General features: G+C 28.6%; 19 protein-coding genes. 18 read left to right on the top strand and 1 reads right to left on the bottom strand.

The genetic code is table 11. The features are described from left to right. Positions 1 to 3 precede the first annotated feature (3 nt). The 11 genes from recJ (at position 4) to EII29_RS08935 (ending at position 13,449) form a co-directional block, all read left to right on the top strand. Entirely contained in the window at positions 4 to 1,695 is a 1,692-nt protein-coding gene (gene recJ / locus EII29_RS08885) for a single-stranded-DNA-specific exonuclease RecJ (RefSeq protein ID WP_125237173.1), read from the top strand. A gap of 3 nt (positions 1,696 to 1,698) precedes the next feature. Then, a complete protein-coding gene (gene tig, locus EII29_RS08890) occupies positions 1,699 to 2,982 on the top strand; it encodes a trigger factor (RefSeq protein ID WP_125237174.1) in 1,284 nt (427 codons plus the stop codon). Between the two features lie 159 nt (positions 2,983 to 3,141). After that, the gene (clpP, locus tag EII29_RS08895) at positions 3,142 to 3,711 is read left to right on the top strand and encodes an ATP-dependent Clp endopeptidase proteolytic subunit ClpP (protein ID WP_125237175.1); all 570 of its coding nucleotides are present in this window, start codon (positions 3,142 to 3,144) and stop codon (positions 3,709 to 3,711) included. A gap of 18 nt (positions 3,712 to 3,729) precedes the next feature. After that, a complete protein-coding gene (gene clpX, locus EII29_RS08900; protein WP_125237176.1) occupies positions 3,730 to 4,959 on the top strand; it encodes an ATP-dependent Clp protease ATP-binding subunit ClpX in 1,230 nt (409 codons plus the stop codon). A gap of 29 nt (positions 4,960 to 4,988) precedes the next feature. Then, positions 4,989 to 7,367 (top strand): endopeptidase La, encoded by a 2,379-nt coding sequence (lon, locus tag EII29_RS08905; protein ID WP_125237177.1) that lies wholly within the window; start codon positions 4,989 to 4,991, stop codon positions 7,365 to 7,367. A gap of 455 nt (positions 7,368 to 7,822) precedes the next feature. Continuing rightward, positions 7,823 to 8,596: an inositol monophosphatase family protein gene (locus tag EII29_RS08910; RefSeq protein WP_125237178.1), complete on the top strand. Its 774-nt coding sequence runs from the start codon at positions 7,823 to 7,825 to the stop codon at positions 8,594 to 8,596. 32 nt (positions 8,597 to 8,628) lie between these two features. Further along, complete coding sequence (locus EII29_RS08915) at positions 8,629 to 9,189, top strand: DUF1003 domain-containing protein (RefSeq protein ID WP_125237179.1); 561 nt, start codon at positions 8,629 to 8,631, stop codon at positions 9,187 to 9,189. Positions 9,190 to 9,395: 206 nt separating this feature from the next. After that, positions 9,396 to 10,409 (top strand): NAD(P)-dependent alcohol dehydrogenase, encoded by a 1,014-nt coding sequence (locus tag EII29_RS08920; RefSeq protein ID WP_305022075.1) that lies wholly within the window; start codon positions 9,396 to 9,398, stop codon positions 10,407 to 10,409. Positions 10,410 to 10,578: 169 nt separating this feature from the next. Then, the gene (locus tag EII29_RS08925; RefSeq protein WP_125237180.1) at positions 10,579 to 11,499 is read left to right on the top strand and encodes a GTP-binding protein; all 921 of its coding nucleotides are present in this window, start codon (positions 10,579 to 10,581) and stop codon (positions 11,497 to 11,499) included. A gap of 289 nt (positions 11,500 to 11,788) precedes the next feature. Further along, complete coding sequence (locus EII29_RS08930) at positions 11,789 to 12,085, top strand: cupin domain-containing protein (RefSeq protein WP_125237181.1); 297 nt, start codon at positions 11,789 to 11,791, stop codon at positions 12,083 to 12,085. Positions 12,086 to 12,441: 356 nt separating this feature from the next. Next, positions 12,442 to 13,449, top strand: coding sequence for a BMP family protein (locus EII29_RS08935; protein WP_125237182.1), 1,008 nt, complete (start codon positions 12,442 to 12,444; stop codon positions 13,447 to 13,449). 58 nt (positions 13,450 to 13,507) lie between these two features. Here EII29_RS08935 and EII29_RS08940 read toward each other — a convergent pair whose 3' ends face one another. Next, positions 13,508 to 14,293, bottom strand: coding sequence for an SDR family oxidoreductase (locus tag EII29_RS08940; RefSeq protein ID WP_125237183.1), 786 nt, complete (start codon positions 14,291 to 14,293; stop codon positions 13,508 to 13,510). 91 nt (positions 14,294 to 14,384) lie between these two features. Between EII29_RS08940 and EII29_RS08945 the strand changes: the two genes are divergently transcribed. From EII29_RS08945 to pyrF, 7 genes are all read left to right on the top strand, one after another. Then, on the top strand, positions 14,385 to 14,765 hold the full coding sequence (locus EII29_RS08945) for a MerR family transcriptional regulator (protein ID WP_125237184.1): 381 nt from the start codon (positions 14,385 to 14,387) through the stop codon (positions 14,763 to 14,765). After that, complete coding sequence (locus EII29_RS08950; RefSeq protein ID WP_233573300.1) at positions 14,752 to 15,393, top strand: sakacin A production response regulator; 642 nt, start codon at positions 14,752 to 14,754, stop codon at positions 15,391 to 15,393. Before EII29_RS08945 ends, EII29_RS08950 begins: the two co-directional genes overlap by 14 nt. An 895-nt stretch (positions 15,394 to 16,288) precedes the next feature. Then, positions 16,289 to 17,236 carry an aspartate carbamoyltransferase gene (pyrB, locus tag EII29_RS08955; protein ID WP_125237185.1) on the top strand — a complete coding sequence of 316 codons (948 nt, stop codon included), beginning with the start codon at positions 16,289 to 16,291 and terminating at the stop codon, positions 17,234 to 17,236. Continuing rightward, positions 17,236 to 17,691, top strand: coding sequence for an aspartate carbamoyltransferase regulatory subunit (gene pyrI / locus EII29_RS08960; protein ID WP_125237186.1), 456 nt, complete (start codon positions 17,236 to 17,238; stop codon positions 17,689 to 17,691). Before pyrB ends, pyrI begins: the two co-directional genes overlap by 1 nt. 22 nt (positions 17,692 to 17,713) lie before the next feature. Next, positions 17,714 to 18,583: a dihydroorotate dehydrogenase electron transfer subunit gene (locus tag EII29_RS08965; RefSeq protein WP_125237187.1), complete on the top strand. Its 870-nt coding sequence runs from the start codon at positions 17,714 to 17,716 to the stop codon at positions 18,581 to 18,583. Next, on the top strand, positions 18,573 to 19,556 hold the full coding sequence (locus EII29_RS08970; RefSeq protein WP_125237188.1) for a dihydroorotate dehydrogenase: 984 nt from the start codon (positions 18,573 to 18,575) through the stop codon (positions 19,554 to 19,556). The genes EII29_RS08965 and EII29_RS08970 overlap by 11 nt, the downstream gene beginning before the upstream one ends. 31 nt (positions 19,557 to 19,587) lie before the next feature. Further along, positions 19,588 to 20,316, top strand: a complete 729-nt coding sequence (gene pyrF, locus EII29_RS08975) for an orotidine-5'-phosphate decarboxylase (protein WP_125237189.1) — start codon at positions 19,588 to 19,590, stop codon at positions 20,314 to 20,316. Positions 20,317 to 20,370: the final 54 nt, after the last annotated feature.

Consider the following 20,370-nt stretch of genomic DNA (forward strand, 5'->3'; position numbering starts at 1 on the left):
AATTTGAAATGGGAAATAAAAAACTATGATAAAGATTATCTGAATTTTAAAAGTAACGAGTTTGGAGAAAGTGAACTTATAACCCGTTTACTTTTAAATAGAGGTATTTATTCAAAAAAAGAAGTGGAAAAATTTTTAAATCCCACTGAAAATGACTTGTTAAGTCCGTTTCTGTTTGAGCGTATGAATGAGGTTACTGAAAGAATACTGAAAGCAAAGAAAAATAAGGAAAAAGTAGTTATTTATGGAGATTATGATGTAGATGGAATATCTGCTACTGCATATCTTGTAATTGTCTTAAGAAAATTAGGGATGAATGTAGATTATTATATTCCAAACAGAGTTCATGAAGGAGCGGGAGTAAATAAGAATCTTATAAATTTCTTGAATAAGAAGAATACAGGTCTGTTCATTACTGTAGATACGAGTATTAACAGTCCTGAAGAGATACTCACTCTTCAAAAGAATAATATAGATGTTATTATTACAGATCATCATAGGCAGATAGAGGAAATGAAAGAATGTGACATATTGATGGTAAATCCTAAAATAAGCAGTAATTATCCCAATAAAAATTTATCAGGTTCGGGAGTAGCGTTTAAGCTTGCAGATGCTGTATACGAAAAAGCGGGGATAAATAAAAAAGTACTTTATGATTATCTGGATATTGTCATGATAGGTACGGTAGCGGATGTTGTTCCAATGACGGATGAAAACAGGTTTATTATAAAAAAAGGTCTTTATAATTTAAGAAAGACAAAAGTAAAAGGCTTGAAATACATATTGAATTATCTGAAAATTAATCCGAGAAATATAACTACAAGTGATGTAGGTTTTTATATAGCACCTATATTTAATGCCTTAGGACGAATAGATAATTCAAAAATGGTGGTCGAATTTTTTATTCAGGAAGATGATTATAAAATATTTGCTATAATAGAAGAAATGAAAAAAGCAAATAAAATACGACGTTATTTGGAAATAGAAATATATAATGAAATTGAAGAGAAAATACAGAAACTGAATAACCCGAAATATATTTTTATGAAAAGCAGAAAATGGCATTCAGGAGTTATAGGTGTAGTATGTTCAAGAATATCAATAAAATATAATATTCCTGTAATTTTAGTATCAATAAAAAACGGATATGGGAAAGCATCATGTAGAAGCATTGAGGGGCTCAATATATTTGATATGCTGAAAGAAACATCGGATAAATTTGAAAGATTTGGAGGACATGATTTGGCAGCAGGATTTCTGGTTTCGGAAAAATATTTGAATCAGATAGAAACATATCTGAAAAAGCGTTTAGTTACTGTAAATAAGTCAAGTGTCGAAAAAATTTTAAATATAGATTCTGAATTGAGCATTGAATATATAAATAAAAGTAAAGTTTTGAATATAAACAAACTATCTCCGTTTGGTTTAGATAATCAGGAACCGAATTTTATTGATAAAGGGATAAAATTTGTAAGTTTTTCAAAATTTGGAGTGAGTAGCCGTCATTTTAAAGGATTTATAAAAAAGAATGACAGAATTATATCGGTAATAGGATATAATCTGGGACATAAACTTAAAATGAAAAATATTAATAAAAAATATGAAATAGTTTATACCCCTGCATTTAAATCAATAAGAACCGATTTATTTATTGAATTGAAAATTAAAGATTTTAGAGAAAGTATAGGAGGATAGAAAATGGCAACAGTAAAAAAACTAAATGAAACAACTTATGAGGTAACTGTAACAAAAACAGATAATGAAGTAAAAAATATGAAAGAGCATGTACTTTCACATTTTAAGAATGCAAAAGTTTCGGGATTTAGACCCGGGCATGTTCCTAATGATGTATTGGAAAAAAAGTTTAAAAAAGAAATAAATGAGGAAATTTTAAATCATATAATTTCTGAAGAATATACAAAGGCGGTGTCTGAAAATAATTTAAAGCCTATAGCAAATATAAAACTGGAAAAATATGAGGTTGAAAATGATAAAATAGAAGTTGTATTCACAATCCCTGTATTACCTGAAATAAAATTGGGAGAATATAAAGGTATTGAAGTAGAAAAAGAAAAGCTTGAAGTAAATGATGAAAAAATAAATGAAGAAATGGAAAGATTAAGAGCAAACGCTGCAAAATTAAAAGAAGTGGAAGATAATGCAGAGGCTCAGCTAAACGATGTTACGAATATTAATTTTGAAGGATTTATGGATGGTCAACCTTTTGATGGAGGAAAAGCTGAAGGATTTGATTTGACATTAGGCTCAAAAAGTTTTATAGATACTTTTGAAGATCAGATAGTAGGACATAAAAAAGGTGATGAATTTGATGTAAATGTAACTTTCCCTGAAAATTACGGTGCAGAAAATCTGGCAGGAAAGCCTGCATTATTCAAAGTCAAGGTAAATTCAATTAAAAGAAAAGAAGAAGCTGAATTGAATGATGATCTTGCAAAAGAATTGGGATATGATTCAATAGAAGATATGAGAAATAAAACAAAAGAAAATATTATTAAAAGAGAAGAAAACAGAATTGAAAATGATTTTAGAAACAAAATAATTGAAAAAGTCACAAATGCTGTAGATTTAAAAGTTCCTGAAGAGCTGACTGAAAAAGAAATACAGTATAAGATAAATGAATTTTCTCAACAGTTGCAAATGCAAGGGATTTCATTGAATCAATATTTTGAAATGACAGGACAGAGTATGGAAAAGATGAAGGAAACAATGAAAGAAGGAGCAGAAAAATCAGTAAAAACTCAATTAGTTTTAGATAAAATTGCAAATGTTGAAAAAATAACCGTAACTGATGAAGATGTAGATAAAGAAATAGAAAGAATGGCTGAAATTTACAGAGTGGAAAAAAATGTAATACTTGAAGATGTGAAAAAATCCGGAAATTATGCCAGATTTATTGATAATACAAAATATCAGATAGTAAGTAAGAAAACTGTTGATTTCCTTGTGAATGAAGCAAAGTAAAGTCATTTCAGATTTTTTAGAAATATATAAAAAATGGAAATATATTATAAACAGTAGCTTTGAAAAAATTTACTGATAGAAATGTAATAGGAATTGTTGTGTAGAAAAAATAGAAAGTGGCGATAGCCTGAAAACTCAATAATTAAACAAGGAGGCAATATGTACAGTCCGGTAGTTATTGAAAATGACGGTCGTGGTGAAAGAAGCTACGATATATATTCGAGATTACTTAAAGACAGAATAATTTTTTTAGGAGGAGAAATAGAAGATAATATGGCAAATTCAATAGTTGCCCAACTTCTGTTTCTGGATGCTCAGGATAAAGAAAAAGATATAGTAATGTATATAAACAGTCCGGGTGGTGTAATTACTTCCGGATTGGCAATATATGATACAATGAGACATATAAAATGTGATGTTTCTACAGTCTGTGTGGGACAGGCTGCCAGTATGGGTGCTGTTCTTCTTGCAGCCGGAACTCCCGGAAAAAGATATACGCTTCCCAACTCGAGAGTCATGATACATCAACCATCAGGAGGAGCAAGAGGACAGGCTACGGATATACAGATACAAGCAAAAGAAATAGAAAAAATGAAAAAAGTACTGAATGAAATTTTATCTGAAGCTACCGGAAAATCAGTGGGAGAAATATACAATGACACTGAGCGAGATAACTTTATGTCTGCTGAAGAAGCAATAGAATATGGTATCGTAGATAAAATATTGTAATTTGACGAGGTGAAAAAATTGGCAAAAAATAAACATACCTGTTCATTTTGCGGCAGGGGGGAAGAAGAAGTAGAAAATCTTATAGGAAGCCCTGATAATAATTCATTCATATGTGACAGATGTGTAGATGACTGCATGGAACTTATAGATAATTATTATACAGGTGAAAAAAAAGACGGAATAGAAATTTTACTATTAAAACCTGCTGAAATAAAGGAAAAACTGGATGATTATATAATAGGACAGGAAAAAGCTAAAAAAATATTATCAGTTGCAGTTTATAATCATTTTAAAAGAATAACACACAAAATGAAAAATATAGATGATGTGGAATTACAAAAGTCCAATGTTCTTCTTGTAGGTCCTACAGGAAGCGGAAAAACTCTTCTTGCTCAGACATTGGCTAAAATATTAAATGTTCCTATTGCTATTGCTGATGCTACTACTCTGACCGAAGCGGGATATGTAGGAGATGATGTGGAAAATGTTCTGCTGAAACTTATAAAAGCGGCTGATTACGATATAGAAGCTGCAGAACATGGAATAATATACATAGATGAAATTGATAAAATTGCAAGAAAATCGGAAAATATGTCTATCACAAGAGATGTGTCAGGAGAGGGAGTTCAACAAGCATTACTGAAAATTATAGAAGGAACTGTAGCAAGTGTACCTCCTCAAGGAGGAAGAAAACATCCAAATCAGGAAATGATAGAAATAAATACAAAAGATATTCTATTTATTGTAGGCGGTGCATTTGAAGGATTGGAAGGAAAAGTAAAAAACAGGATAAATGAAAAAAAAGTAGGGTTCGGATTGGAAAATAACATTCAAAAACTTGATGATATGACTTTATTTGAAAATGTTTTACCTGAAGACCTTATAAAATACGGACTTATTCCTGAATTAATAGGCCGACTACCTATAATTACAGCATTACACGGTTTAGATGAAGATGCTATGATAAAAATATTGACAGAACCGAAAAATTCATTAGTAAAACAATATAAGAAATATTTTGAAATGGAAGATATTAGATTAAGCTTTGAAGATGATGCAATAGTTGAAATAGCAAAATTGGCATTAAAGAGAAAAATAGGTGCCAGAGGATTAAGGTCAATTATTGAGAATGTAATGCTTGACTTAATGTATGAAATTCCTTCAATGGAAAATGTAACTAAAGTAATTATTACAAAAGAAGCGGTTAATGATAAAAATAAAGTAATAATAAAGAAAAGTAAAAAGTAAAATAACCGTTTTATAAGGAAAGGGGAACAATGTCAAGAAAACCATTTATTGCGACGAGAGAACTTGTAGTATTTCCGAGTGTAGTTACTCCTATATTTATCGGAAGACAGTCAAGTCTAGCAAGCCTTGAAGAAGCTCTAGAAAAATTTGAAAATAAACTGATTCTTTCCACACAGAAAGACTCTAATGTGGAAGAACCTAAATTACCTGAAGATGTTTATGAAACAGGTGTTCTAGTTCATGTAATACAGACTGTGAAAATGCCTAACGGTACTGTAAAAGTTTTAGTAGAGGCAAAACATAGAGTATTAATAGGAGAATTTAATGAAGTAAACGGAGTACAATTTGCAGATTATGCAGAAATATTTCCTAAACCTATAGAAGAAAGTAAGGCAGAAGCATTAAAAAGAAAAGTAATAGATGAATTTTCAAACTATGCAAAAACTACTCAAAAAATATTACCTGATGTGATATATAATTTGAAAGAAGTAAGAAACATAGATAAAGTATTTGATTTAATTTGTACAAATCTTATGATTATGACAAAAACAAAACAGGAATTGCTTGAAATACTGGATGTGGAAGAGAGGGCATATAAAATTTTAGGTATTCTTGAAAAAGAAGTAGAGATATTTACCATTGAGAAAGATATAGAATCGAAAGTAAGAGAACAGATGTCCGAAGTTCAAAAAAACTATTATTTAAGAGAAAAAATAAAGGCAATGAGAGAAGAAATGGGGGAAGATGTAGATACTGACGATGAGATTGAAGAACTCGATCAGAGAGTCCATGAATCTCAAGTGCCTCATGAATTAAAAAATAAGCTTTTTAAAGAACTTTCCAGACTAAAAAAAATGCCTGATTTTTCAGCAGAATCTTCAGTAATAAGATCTTATGTAGAAACTGTGCTGGAATTACCTTGGGAAGAAGCTACAAAAGATGAAATAAATATTAATAAAGCTGAAAAAATTTTGAATGAAGATCATTATGGTCTAAAAGAAGTAAAAGAAAGAATTTTGGAATTTCTGGCTGTTAAAAAGCTAAATAATACTCTTAAAGGTTCGATTATATGTTTAGTAGGACCTCCCGGTGTAGGTAAAACATCATTGGCAAACTCAATAGCACGTTCTATGAATAGAAAATTTACAAGAATATCACTTGGCGGTCTTAGAGATGAAGCTGAAATACGAGGACACAGAAGAACTTATATAGGTTCAATGCCCGGAAGAATAATAAATTCTCTGAAACAGACAGGAGTAAATAATCCTGTTATGCTGTTTGATGAAATAGATAAAATGGCTTCGGACTTTAGAGGCGATCCTGCTTCGGCAATGTTGGAAGTTCTGGATCCTGCTCAAAATCACACATTTGAAGATCATTATATAGATTATCCTTTTGATTTATCTAAAGTATTTTTTATATGTACTGCAAATGATTTAGGGGGGATACCGGGTCCGTTGAGAGATAGAATGGAAATAATATCTATAGAATCTTATACGGAATTTGAAAAACTCAATATAGCTAAAAAATATCTTATACCTCAAACCCAGGAAGAAAATGGACTTAAAAATTATAAAATTCCTTTTTCTGATGCTTCAATATTTAAAATAATAAATGAATATACAAGAGAAGCGGGAGTAAGAAATTTACGTAGAGAAATAAGTAAACTGTTCAGAAAAATGGCTAAGGAAGCTTTGACATCAAAAACAAAAAAATTATCTGTAACTGAGGCAAAAATAAAAAATTATCTTGGAAATCCTAAATACAGGGAAGATAAAGTAAAAGAAAAAACAGGGAAAATAGGAGTGGTAAACGGTCTTGCATGGACGGCGGTAGGCGGTACAATGCTTGAAGTTCAGGCTGTCAGAATGGAAGGAAAAGGAAACCTCCAGCTTACAGGGAAATTAGGAAGTGTAATGCAGGAATCTGCGAAAGTTGCTTATTCATATGTAAGGCATATAAAAAATAAACTTGGAATAGAAGGTAAATTTAATGAAGATACCGATATACATCTTCACTTTCCTGAAGGAGCTGTACCTAAAGACGGACCGTCAGCAGGTATTACAATAACTACCGCTATAATATCAGTACTTACGGATAAAGAGGTAAGACAGGATATAGCAATGACGGGAGAAATAACTATAACAGGTGAAGTTCTTGCTATTGGAGGAGTAAAGGAAAAAGTAATAGCAGCTCATAGAGTAGGTATAAGGGAAGTTATACTTCCTATCGATAATAAAATTGATGTTGAAGAACTTCCGGAGGAAATAACTGAAGATATGAATTTTATATTTGCAGAAACTTACGAGGATGTAAAAAAAGCAGTTTTTGTAAAAGAAAAAAAGAAACAAAAAAGTAAAGTTTCAGAAAAAAAGAAAAAAACAAGAAAAAATAAAAAATTGGAATAAAAAATAGTTTAACCTAAATTTTCTATACTTAAAAATATTTTTATTCATAAATGCTAATTATCATCTTCACATTCGGTCTATTAGCTGCAAAATTGTTTAATCTTCAAAAATAAATATTATGCTTGGAAAACAAACAGTGAACTTAATTATGTTTAAACGACTGTTTTCCTGAACGGAATAATTTTTATTTCTTAGAAAACTTTGAGTGTTGAGAAAATAAGAAATAGGATGGTTATAGCATATGATGTAAAAAATGGAGAGATTTTAAGTATAATGAGTGCTTTTGAATATAAAATTTTATAGTTGATAATAAAAAGAAATAATAGCAGTATAAGGTTAATTATAAAATTAATGAATATGCAGAAATGTTTATAAACAGCTTTTCTGCATATTTTTATTTTATACTTTAATAAAATATGTTACAATACTATAAAAATAAAAACAGGAGATAAAAAATGGAAAACTTGAATAATATCATGGAAAATTTAAATAATTGTCTTAATGAAGTTGCAAAATTTCAATTACAAAGCTTAGAAAATAGAACATTTAAAATTGAAGAAAAAAAAACAGAATTTGATATGGTAACTGAAATTGACAAAAAATCCGAAAAAATGATAATGGAATTTATCAAAAATAATTATCCCGGTCATGCTATACTAACTGAAGAAACAGGATTTCATGTTGGAAACAAAGAAAATAAATATGAATGGGTTATAGACCCTATTGACGGTACAACAAATTTTATTCATGGTTTCCCTTTTCATTGTATTTCAGTAGGATTAAGATACAAAGGTAAAACAGTATTGGGAGTAGTAAATGCTCCTCAGCTGAATATAGTTTTTTCAACCATAAAAGGGAAAGGAGCATTTAGGAACAGCAAAAAAATATCTGTTTCAGAAATTGACACACTTCATAAAAGTATAGTAGTTACAGGTTTTCCATATGAAAGAGCTATTGAAAATCCTAATTTAAAATGTTTTAATAATGTGGTGAATAAAGTCGCCGGAATAAGAAGAACAGGAGCTGCGGCACTTGATTTATGTTTTGTGGCATCAGGAAATTTTGATGCATACTGGGAATATAATGTAAAAGAATGGGATATATGTGCAGGAGAACTTATATTAAAAGAAGCGGGGGGAACTTCTCAAAAATTTAGTCAAGGTCATAATGTTTTATTTTACTTTGGAAATGGAAATATAGATAATACGATGTTAGAAATATTATTGTAAAATTTATTATAAAAGATATTTAGGGAGTGAATATGGACGATTTATCTGAAGAAAAAAAAGGAAAGCTTGTAAAAAATATAAAAGAAGAAATAGAAAATGAAAAAAGAATACATAAACTTTTAGAAAAAAAATTTTCCGAAGTTACAGAAAAAAATGAAAAATTAAGTTTTTCGCGGAAACTTTCCGATATAGTTGTAAATTTTGTTGGAAGTTGGAAATTTATTATATTTTTCTGTTTATTTTTAGTTTTTTGGATTACAATAAACATATATCTTTTAGTTGGAAAAATTTTTGATCCTTATCCTTTCATATTACTGAATCTTATTTTATCAAGTTTGGGAGGATTACTGTCTATTCTGATATTAATGAGCTTGAACAGAAAACAGGAAATTGACGGAAGGCAGACAGAAAATAATTGTAAAATAAATCTGAAAATGGAAATTTTAATGGAAGATATACATTATAAACTTGATGAGCTTTTGGAAAGGCAAGAAGAAATAATTGAAAGGATAATTTATCTGGAAGGAAGAAAGTCTGATTTTAGCCAGAAAAAATATAAATTTATGAAAGATATTTTTGATAAAACCGAGTAATCACCACATAATAAAGAAAAAATTAACTTGAATACCTTCTCTTTTCTTTTTAAAATTATATGATATAATATATGTATGAACAAATGTTAATATATGTAAATATATCATATAAATATTTTAGGAGGTCATATTATGGCGGAACAGATGAAAGGATTTGCAATGAAACGTATAGGAGAAGTAGGTTGGATTACAAAAGACAGACCTGAATGCGGACCTACAGATGTATAGTTAAACCTTTAGCATTAGCTCCATGTACTTCAGATATACACACAGTTTATGAAGGAGGAGTCGGAGAACGTTTTGACATGATTTTAGGGCATGAAGCTTGTGGAGAGGTAGTTGAAGTAGGTGCTCTTATCAGGGATTTCAAAGTAGGTGACAGAGTTCTTGTAACAGCTATAACACCTAACTGGAATTCAGTAGAAGCTCAGGGAGGTTATGCAATGCATTCGGGAGGAATGCTTGCAGGATGGAAGTTTTCAAATGTAAAAGATGGTGTTTTTGCTGAATATTTTCATGTAAATGATGCTGATGGAAATTTAGCATTAATACCTGAAGGTATGGATTACGGTACAGCATGTATGCTTAGTGATATGGTTCCTACAGGGTTTCACAGTGCTGAACTTGCAGATATCCAGTTTGGAGATGTAGTTGCCGTATTTGGTCTTGGTTCTGTAGGACTTATGGGAGTTGCAGCAGCAGCATTGAAAGGAGCAGGGAGAATATTTGCAATTGATTCGAGAGAACAGGTAGTTCCTATTGCAAAAGCATATGGAGCTACGGATATAATTGATTTTAAAGTTGCCCCGACAGAAGATCAGATTATGGAACTGACTGATGGAAAAGGTGTAAATAAAGTTATTATAGCAGGAGGAGATCAGAGATTATTTGCTACTGCAATGAAAATTTTTAAACCGGGCGGGCGTATCGGAAACGTAAATTATCTGGGAAGTGGAGACTATGTTCAGATTCCTAGAGTTGAATGGAGAACAGGAATGGCACACAAACAGATTTTTGGAGGATTAATGCCGGGCGGAAGATTAAGACTTGAAAAACTTGCAAGATTAATAGAATTTGGAAAACTGGATCCGAGTTTAATTATAACTCATAGATTTGAAGGATTTGAAAATATTGAAAAAGCATTGGAACTTATGAGAACTAAGGCTGACGGAGTAATAAAACCTGTCGTATACATGACTTCACAAAAAGTGAATGAATAATTATACTTTTAAATAAAAATTAATAGGCTGTCTCAAATATGGATATAAAGTTATCCTTATATTTTCTCTATAATTTCTATTATTTATTTGAAATAAATGGGAAAATATAAAAATAGAATTGCCAATTCTATTTCGGGACAGTCTTTTAAGTTAGTAGGGGGACAATAAGATGAAAGTATTTATCCTTTCAGGATTTTTAGGTGCAGGAAAAACAACATTTATTAAACAGATGATAAAAAGTACGGGAAGAGAATATGTAATATTTGAAAATGAATTTGGAGATGTAAATATAGATGGCGAAATTTTAAAAACTGATGTGGAAAATGACAGTAAAAATATGGAAATAAAAGTTTGGGAAATGACAAGCGGTTGTGTATGTTGCAGTACAAGGGCCGACTTTCTTTCTTCACTTTTAGTAATTGACAATACTCTCAATCCTGATTTTTTAGTAGTGGAACCTTCGGGAATAGCTGTTTTAAGTAATATTTTAAACAATATAAATAAAATAAAATATGAATGTATAAAACTTCTTCCTCCACTGACAATAGTAGATGTAAATACTTATTTTAAATATAAAAGTAAATACGGTGAAATATTTATCGATCAGATAAAAGAAGCGGCACGTATCCAGTTTTCGAAAATTGAAAATATATCTGCTGAAGAAATTGAATTAATATGTAAAGATATAAAGTCCTTAAATACCAATGCAAAAATTTATAAAACTGATTACAAAAAACAAAAAATAGAATATTGGAATGAATTATTCGAGGGAGAGCTTATTAAATTTGAAAATAATGATATAATTGAAATTAAAGATAAAATGCAAAATATGTCTTATAAAAATGCTTATGTCAATAATATAGGTGAACTTGTCTTATTTCTTGATAAAATTGTATTTGGATATTTTGGAGATATAAACAGAGCAAAAGGAGTATTTAAGACTCATGGATATAATTTACATTTTGATGTAGTTGATACGGAATATAACATATCTTTTTCAAATGGAAATGAAGAAAATAATACTGTATTTATCGGAAAATATATTGATAAGAAAAAATTAAAAAAAGAACTTGAAAGTTTTTTTCTCTAAAAATTTATTGTCAACTTTAAATTTTTACTGTTAACTGTAAATTTTTCTATAAAATTTTAATGTTAAGAAAAAATATAAAAGTGTATGTTATAAAATTGAAATTATAAAAAAATCTCATATTCAAATTATCTTAATAAAAAAATATGATATAAGAATGAGTGTAAAAAAATTACTGTTTGTGGAAAGAGAGTTTGTGATTTTTTTAGTGAATAAAATGTTTTTAAACGGAAAATAATTTGAGTTGGAAAAGAATATAAATAAACATCGGTACAAGTATAAAGGAGATATAATGAATATATTTGAAATTGATAAAGTTCCTGAAAATGAAGAAATTATTACAATTCTTGAAAAAAGAGATAATATAAAAATAGAAAGAATATTATCTAAAGGTCAGACTACAGAGTGGATGATACAGGATAAAAATGAGTTTGTTCTTTTAATTCAAGGAAGTGCAATAATTGAGTTTGAAGATAAAAAAATAAAAATGGAAAAAGGAGATATTGTTTTAATAAATAAAGGAGAAAAGCACAGAGTATCATTTACGAGTGAAAATCCTTACTGTATATGGCTTTGTGTACATTTTTAGAAAAAATTGTAAAATTAAATACAAAATTATTTGTAACATAGATATTTTTTAAGCCGGATTGACAATGATTTATTTAAATTGTACAATATAAAAAATAAAATGATAAATACAATATATATAATTTATATATTATTAGAAATTATAATGGATATTTATAAAAAAGGATAAAAGATAAAAATGTTTTAAAACTTAATATATGAAAGGAAGACATTTTTTTGAATATATGAAAGATAAAGAAATATTTTTAGAAAAGATTAAACATAGGCAAACGAAAATTTATAAATACAGAAGTTGAATTTTATTAATAGAAATATATTTTAAAAATTTATTTTGAAATTTGAAATTAAGAAAGGAGAATGTCAAAAAAGGAAATTATGAAAAATAAGATGCTTGTAATAATTTTAATATTTCTGAGTATAGTAACATTTGGAACAACTGAAACTGATGCTAAGCTTAAAGTTGCAGTTATTTATTCAGTGAGAGGAAAAGGAGATAAATCATACAATGACTTTGCTTATGAAGGACTTATGAAATCGAAAAAAGATTTTGGAATAGAATTTAAAGAATTTATTCAGAAAATTTCTATTTTGGATATAGAAGATCAATTAAGAGCGATGGCAAAAAGTAAAAAATATGATTTAATAATAGGTATACCAAAAGCAATAAAACTTGGAATTGAAAAAATTGCAAAAGAATATCCTGAGCAGAAATTTGTAGTTGCTTATGAAGCTCCCGAAATTTCTTTATCTAATGTAGCAACGATTTTGTTTAAAGAAGAAGAAGGAGGGTTTCTTGCCGGAATTCTTGCCGGAATGATGACAAAAAGTTATTCTGTAGGATTTATGGGATCCACTGAAACTGAAAATGTGAAAAGATATGAAAAGGGATTTAGGCAGGGAGTAAAATATGTAAATAAAAATACGATTATTTTTAGTTCGTATGTAGATGGTGAAAATCCTTATTTCGATATTCCGCTGGCTAAAAAGAAAACTGAAAATATGATTAAAAAGAATAGAATAGGAGTTATATTCCATAGTGCAGGAGGAAGCGGAATAGGTGTATTAAATGCGGCACAGGAAAATGGAATATTTGCAATTGCTTCAGAACAGAATGAAGATAAACTTGCACCGGGTACTGTATTGACATCTGTAATGACAGATTTAAGTATTCCTTTATACTATATAATAAAAAATACCGTTAAAGGGAAATTTAAAGGAGAGGAATATTATTTCGGACTTTCGGATAATGCTATAAAAGTTACCGATTTTAAATATACGGTAAATATAATAGGAAAAGAAAAATTGAATAAATTTCAGGAAATAAGGGAAATGATAAGAGCAGGAAAAATAAAAGTTCAGTATTAAAATTTTCGGAAAACTTTTAATGTAGTTCCCCGAAAATTATAAAATGAATATTGAAATATTATTTAATAATTTTTTGATTTTTGTCTGAATTATAAGAATGATTAAAAATAGGTTCCGTTAGTTTAAATGAAAAATCTTCACGATTTACAAATCCAAGTGTGGAATCACTTTCATATAATTGATATAAAAAATTTGCTATTTCATCACTTGTATGGTACATACTGAAGTTTTTATCATAGTCGTAATCAGATATATTATTTGCGATATTTCCAAACTCTGTTTTTGTAGCTGCCGGAGCAAGAATTTTTGCTTTTAATTTTGAACCGTTGGAAATCAATTCTCTTGCCAGACCTTCAGTAAATGAACTTACATAAAATTTTGTAGCACAGTAAACTGTAGCATGGGGAACAATAGTATACCCTCCTGCTGAAGAAATGTTAATTAGCTGACTCCCCTCAATATTTTGATAATCTTTGACATATAAAATCGACAAAATCGTTAGAGTTTCTATATTTAATTTTATCATATTTCGAACTTTTTCAAGAGGATATTTATCTATATTCTGATATAAACCGAAACCTGCATTGTTTATCCAAACTTCAATATCGTATTGTTTAAGAGATGAATACATTTTTTCAATGTTATCAGTATCTGTAAGATCAAAATTCTTAATAATAATATCTCTTTCGGGATGAGAGATAAGTATCTCATTTTTTAAATTTTCCATTAATTTTTTTCTTCTTGCAATTAAAATAAGATTTTTTTCTTTTTTTGCAAAGTATTTTGCCGCCGCTTTTCCAATTCCTGAGCTTGCACCGGTAATTACCATATATTTTTTAGACATAACTTGACCTCCATAATAAAAAAATTATTTAATAAAGTATAACAGTTAGAGTATAGTGTAAGTCAATAATTATTTATTTTCGGGAGATGATATGAATATAAGTGAATTTGGGAAAAAATCAGGTTTGACAGTATATACAATAAGATATTATGAAAAAAAAGGATTAATAAAGGTAAAAAGAGATGAAAAAAACAGAAGAATATATGATGAGAATGATATAGAATGGATTAAATTTGTAAAGAAACTGAAAGATACGGGAATGCTTCTAAGAGATATAAAAATTTATTCGGAATTAAGGTATAAAGGAGACAGTACAATAGAAAAAAGAATGGATATACTATATAGTCACAGAAAATATATAGAAAATGAAGTAAAAATTTTAAAAAATTATTTAGAAAATTTGGATAAAAAAATAGAAATATATAAAATAAAAATATTAAACGGAGAAAAAAATAAAAATGAAAAAATTTAATTATAAACCATTAGTTGACTATATTTTTTATCATAATATGAAGTATAAATCTCCTGAAAAAGCGGGAACAGATAAGGAGAAAATGGAAATTTTCAGGGAAAAAGGGCAGAAAGCAAGAAAAATATTTACTGAAATTGCTAAGAATTTTGAAGGCAAAATGCAAGGATTTAAATTACAAAAAGTAAGTGGATGGATGAACCAGGCACAAATAGCCCGTTCTTATTTCTGGGTGTATTTAAAAAAGGAAAGTGAAAAGCGTGATGAATCAGGTCTAGCATTAAGACTTATAGAAGATAAAAAAGAGTTTGGAATTTCTCTGGAAGTAAGTTTTCTTGAAAGAGGAATAGGAGAAAATACACTTAAATTTCAAAATAGAGTTTTAGAGATTCCTATTTGCTCACCTCTTTACTATTATGTACAAATTAACGGAGAAAATTTAAGGATAGCTGGGAATGAAGAAAATCGCCAAAATCTGATAAAAGAAGTTAAAATAGAAAAAGTAAGAAAAGTTCTTGTCAAATATGACATAGATGAAATAGAAAAATTTCAGACTCATGATGAGCTAAGTGAAGAGTTGTTAAAAGGATATATTCTTTTGAAACCTTACTATGAAATAACGAAAAGATAAATTAAATTTTTTTGTAAAGATTTATTATTGCTTTAACATTTAACCTACTGATTATAAAGTTTTTTGATCCTTCAAAATACTTAATTGTGTTTGAAAAACTTGAAAATCATTTACTCAGATAGAAGATTTTTCGGTCAACATAGTTTCTTTTTTTAGAAAAATTTTGAATATTGGAAGCAGTTTTAAATATTAAATTAAAATAATAAAATACATATGAAATGGAGATTTTTATGTCAAAATATAAAAGTTTCCTTTTTTTTAATTTATAATATAAATATAAAATTGAAATTTTAAAAGTTAAAATCCCGACATTCAAATTATTCAACAAAAAAATATGAGAATGAGTATTTAGAAAAATCACTGTCTGAGTAAAGAAAGTTTGTAATTTTTAGTGTATGAAGTGTTTTTAAATATAAAATAATTTGAGTTGGTAAGATTTTTGTCAAATTTTTTGCAAAAAAGTTTAGAGAAATTTGCTAGTTTTTCTAAAAAGTTCGAAAAAGAGTTTTGAGTATTTTTTTGTATTGTATATAAAAGTTAATAATCTATTATATATAGATTGTCTAAACGAAAATAAAAAAAAATTAAAAAAATAAAGAATTTAAGGTATTGAAAAATAATTTAAAATTTGATAGTATATTAAAAGTTTAGAATAATGAATTATAGAATGGAGTTTAATTTATGAATATACTGATTGATTACAATATTTACAATAGATTTAAATTATTAAATTTTGATTTTATATTTAAGTTTTTCCATAATAACATAAATAAATTTATTACTTTTTATTATTTTAAAAACCGATATAATTTATACATTAATAGAGAATAATAATACTTTATTCAAGTATTTATTATTCTTTTTTTATAAATAAAACTTACAGGAGGTAATAATAATGAATCAAAAAGATATTATTTCAATGAATGACATGAGCAAAGAAGAAATTTTGAATATTTTGGGATTAGCACGAAGAATTGAAAATACTTCTGAAGAGGAAAAATTAAAGTTTTTACATGGAAAAATAGTTTCTACTTTATTTTTTGAGCCGAGTACGAGAACAAAAATGTCCTTTGAGTCGGCAGCCCAGAGATTGGGCGCAAGAATACTTCATTTTCCTCCACTAGATCAAACATCTATAAAAAAAGGGGAGTCATTTACAGATACCATAAAAATGGTAGAGTCATACTCGGATGTTATAATAGTCAGGCATCCTCATGACGGAGCGGCACGATTGGCGGCAAATACTTCAGAAAAACCTGTATTGAATGCCGGAGACGGTTCAAATCAGCATCCAAGTCAAACATTACTTGATTTATATACAATCATGGAAGAAAAAGGAACTTTGAAAAATATCTCCATTGCTTTTGTAGGTGATTTGAAATATGGAAGAACAGTGCATTCCCTTGTAAAAGCCTTTTCCCATTTTAATCCTGTAATTTATTTTGTTTCTCCTGAAATATTGAGAATGCCTCAATATTTACTTGATGATCTTGATAAAAATAATATAAAATATGAAGTTCTCGAAGATTTTAGAGAATGTCTGGAGAAAATAGATGTATTTTATATGACGAGAATACAGAAAGAAAGATTTCCTGATGTAGAAGATTATGAAAAAGTAAAAGGTGTATATATTATAAATAGAGAAAATATAATTGGAAAATGCAAAGAAGATATGATTATACTTCATCCGTTACCGAGAGTAGATGAAATATCCACTGACTTGGATAATACAAAACATGCGCTATATTTTAAACAGGCAAAAAATGGAATTCCTGTAAGACAAGCAATGTTAATGACTGTTTTAAACAAAATAGAAAATATATGTAAAATGGAGGTTCAGTAATGGAATTACAAATAACAGCTTTAAAAAACGGGATAGTTATTGATCATATTCCTATTGAAAAAACATTTCCTATTGTTGAAATATTACATTTAAGAGAATATGGAGAAATAGTAACAGTTGCTTGTAATTTAAAAAGCAGTTCATTAGGAAAAAAAGGATTAATAAAAATAGAAGATAGAAGTTTGGGAGAAAATGAACTGGGAGAAATAGCGATTCTTGCTCCTGATGTTACAATAAATATAATTGAAAATTTTAAAGTCGTAAAAAAAATTAAATTAGCAATACCGAATGAAATTACAGGATTAATAAAATGTAATAATAATAAGTGTATATCAAATCATGAAGAAATAGAATCAAAATTTATAAAAATAGTAGATGAAGATAAAATAAAATACAAATGCTTTTATTGTGAAAGAGTAATAGCAGAAAATGAAATAGAACTGAAACCTTTATAAAAAGATCTGAAAGAGGTAATATATGTACAAAAGTGGTATTAATAACGGTAATTATAAATGTTCAGGAAAAAAGACGGGATTTCTGGAAGATGTTACTGTATCTGAAAATAAATATTTGGGAGCGGATAATTATTTAATGAAAGTTTTTTCTGAAAATGTAAAAAAACAAGTTACAAATCCGAAAGCAGGACAGTTTTATATGCTTAAACTGAGAAATCATATAAGAATATTGAGACGTCCTATAAGTTTACATAGTGTAAATTTTAAAACAGGGGAGTTGGAGTTTCTTTATAAAGTTATAGGAAAAGGAACAGAGGAGTTATCTATACTTCAAAAAGGAAGTATACTGAATATACAAGGTCCTCTCGGAAAAGGGTTTGATATATATAAAAAGTCTGAAAATATTATTGTTATTGGAGGAGGAATAGGACTTGCTCCTTTAAAGCAGTTAATAAAGGAACTTTTAAAATATAAGGAAAATAAAAATATTATTTTTATTGCAGGAGGAAGAAACAAAGAAGCGATGAATATACTGGAAAACTTTCTTCTGGACAGCAAAAGAGTTTCCACCTTTATATGTACTGATGATGGAAGCTTAGGAGAAAAATTGAATATAGCGGAAATGTTGGAAAAAATACTGAAAAACAACAAAAATCCCGATATTATATATTCTTGCGGACCTGATAAAGCACTGAAAGCTGTAAATGACATTGTAAATAGAAAGAATATTTTGTCTCAGATATCTATGGAAGAAAGAATGGCATGTGGAGTAGGTGCGTGTGTAGGATGTTCTGTGGAAACGGTTTCAGGAATGAGAAAAGTATGTCATGACGGCCCTGTATTTTACAGTAGTATATTTTATGAAAATAGGGGTGAAATAAATGGAAATTGATATAGAGAAAAAATGTAAAAGCAGGCTTGAAACAACATTTATGGGAGTAAAGCTTCAAAATCCCGTAATGACAGGAAGTGGATGCTTTGCTTTCGGGTTGGAATATATGGATTATTTTAATCCTAATAAACTGGGAGCCATAATAACTAAAGGACTGACACTGGAAATGAGAAAAGGAAATAACGGAATCCGAATTGCAGAAACTCCGGCAGGAATACTGAACAGTGTCGGGCTGGAAAATCCGGGAATAGATTATTTTGAAAAACATATATTACCTGAAATGAATAAATATTTGAATATTCCCATTGTTGGAAATATTAACGGGAAATTTATTGAAGAATATGTAGAGCTGACGAAAAGACTTGATAAAATTGAGAAAATAAAAATACTTGAATTGAATATTTCATGTCCTAATGTGAAAGATGGAGGAATGGCTTTCGGAGCAAATCCTGAAATAGCAAGAAAAGTAACCGGAGAAGTGAGAAAAGTTACCAAAAAACCATTAATGGTGAAACTTTCCCCTAATGTTACAAATATTGTAGAAATTGCAAAAATAGCTGAAAGTGAAGGAGCGGACGGAATTTCCATGATAAATACTTTACTTGGAATGTCAATAGATGTAAAAACAAGAAAAGCTGTTTTAGGGAATATATATGGAGGGCTGTCAGGTCCGGCAGTAAAACCGATAGCATTGAGAATGATTCATCAAGTATCACAGACTGTATCTATACCTATTCTTGGAATGGGAGGAATAAGTAATACTGAAGACGCAATAGAATTTTTTTTGGCAGGAGCTTCTGCAATATCTTTAGGAACGGCTTTTTTTCCAAATCCTATGGTAGCCTTGGAAGTGATAGAAGGTTTAGAAGAGTATTGCAAAAACGAAAAGTTAAATAATATTTCAGAAATAATCGGTTACGCTCATTCGGATAATGGAATTGATTATAGAAAAAAATTAAAACTTAGAAAGTAACAAAAAGTTATATAAAAGAGGAGGAAATTCTTTGAAAAAGATAAATTGTAAAGCTAAAGAAAAGTTAATAATCGCTCTTGATTATAATAATTTTGAAGAAGCAAAAAAATTAGTAGAAAGTTTAGGAGAAAATATTTCCATATATAAAGTGGGGCTTGAAATTTTTTTAAACACAGAGGGAAAAATAGTAGACTATTTACATAGTAAAAAGAAAAAAGTATTTCTTGATTTGAAATTTCATGATATCACAAATACAGTAAAAACAGCTTGTGAATATGCTATTAAAAAAAATGTATTTATGTTTAATATACATTGTTCCAGTGGAATGAGTACTATGAAAGAAATATCAGAACTTTTAAAAAAATATAATTCCGCATCTATTTTAATAGGAGTTACGATTCTTACTAATCTGTCTGAAAATGATATTCAGGAAATGTTCGGCGGTAAAATAAAACTTGAAGAATTAGTTTTAAATATGGCGAGTTTGGCTAAAAAAAGCGGAATGAATGGAATTGTGTGTTCTCCAAAAGAAGCCCGAACTGTGAAAGAAAAATTGGGAAAAGATTTTGTAACCGTATGTCCCGGAGTCAGACCTGAATTTACCTTAAATTGTAAAGATGATCAGAATAGGATAATGACACCTTATGAAGCAGTAAAAAATGGAGCTGATTTTCTTGTAGTTGGAAGACCTGTAACAAAAAATGAAAATCCTGAAAATGTTGTGAAAATTATATTAGAAGAAATTTCGGAGTGTATATAATTTTTTATGAGTACTTATTGCAATCGTCCATTCTCGCTATAGAGTACAAATAAT

Origin of the sequence: Leptotrichia sp. OH3620_COT-345 (genome assembly GCF_003932895.1) — a bacterium.
GTDB lineage: Bacteria > Fusobacteriota > Fusobacteriia > Fusobacteriales > Leptotrichiaceae > Pseudoleptotrichia.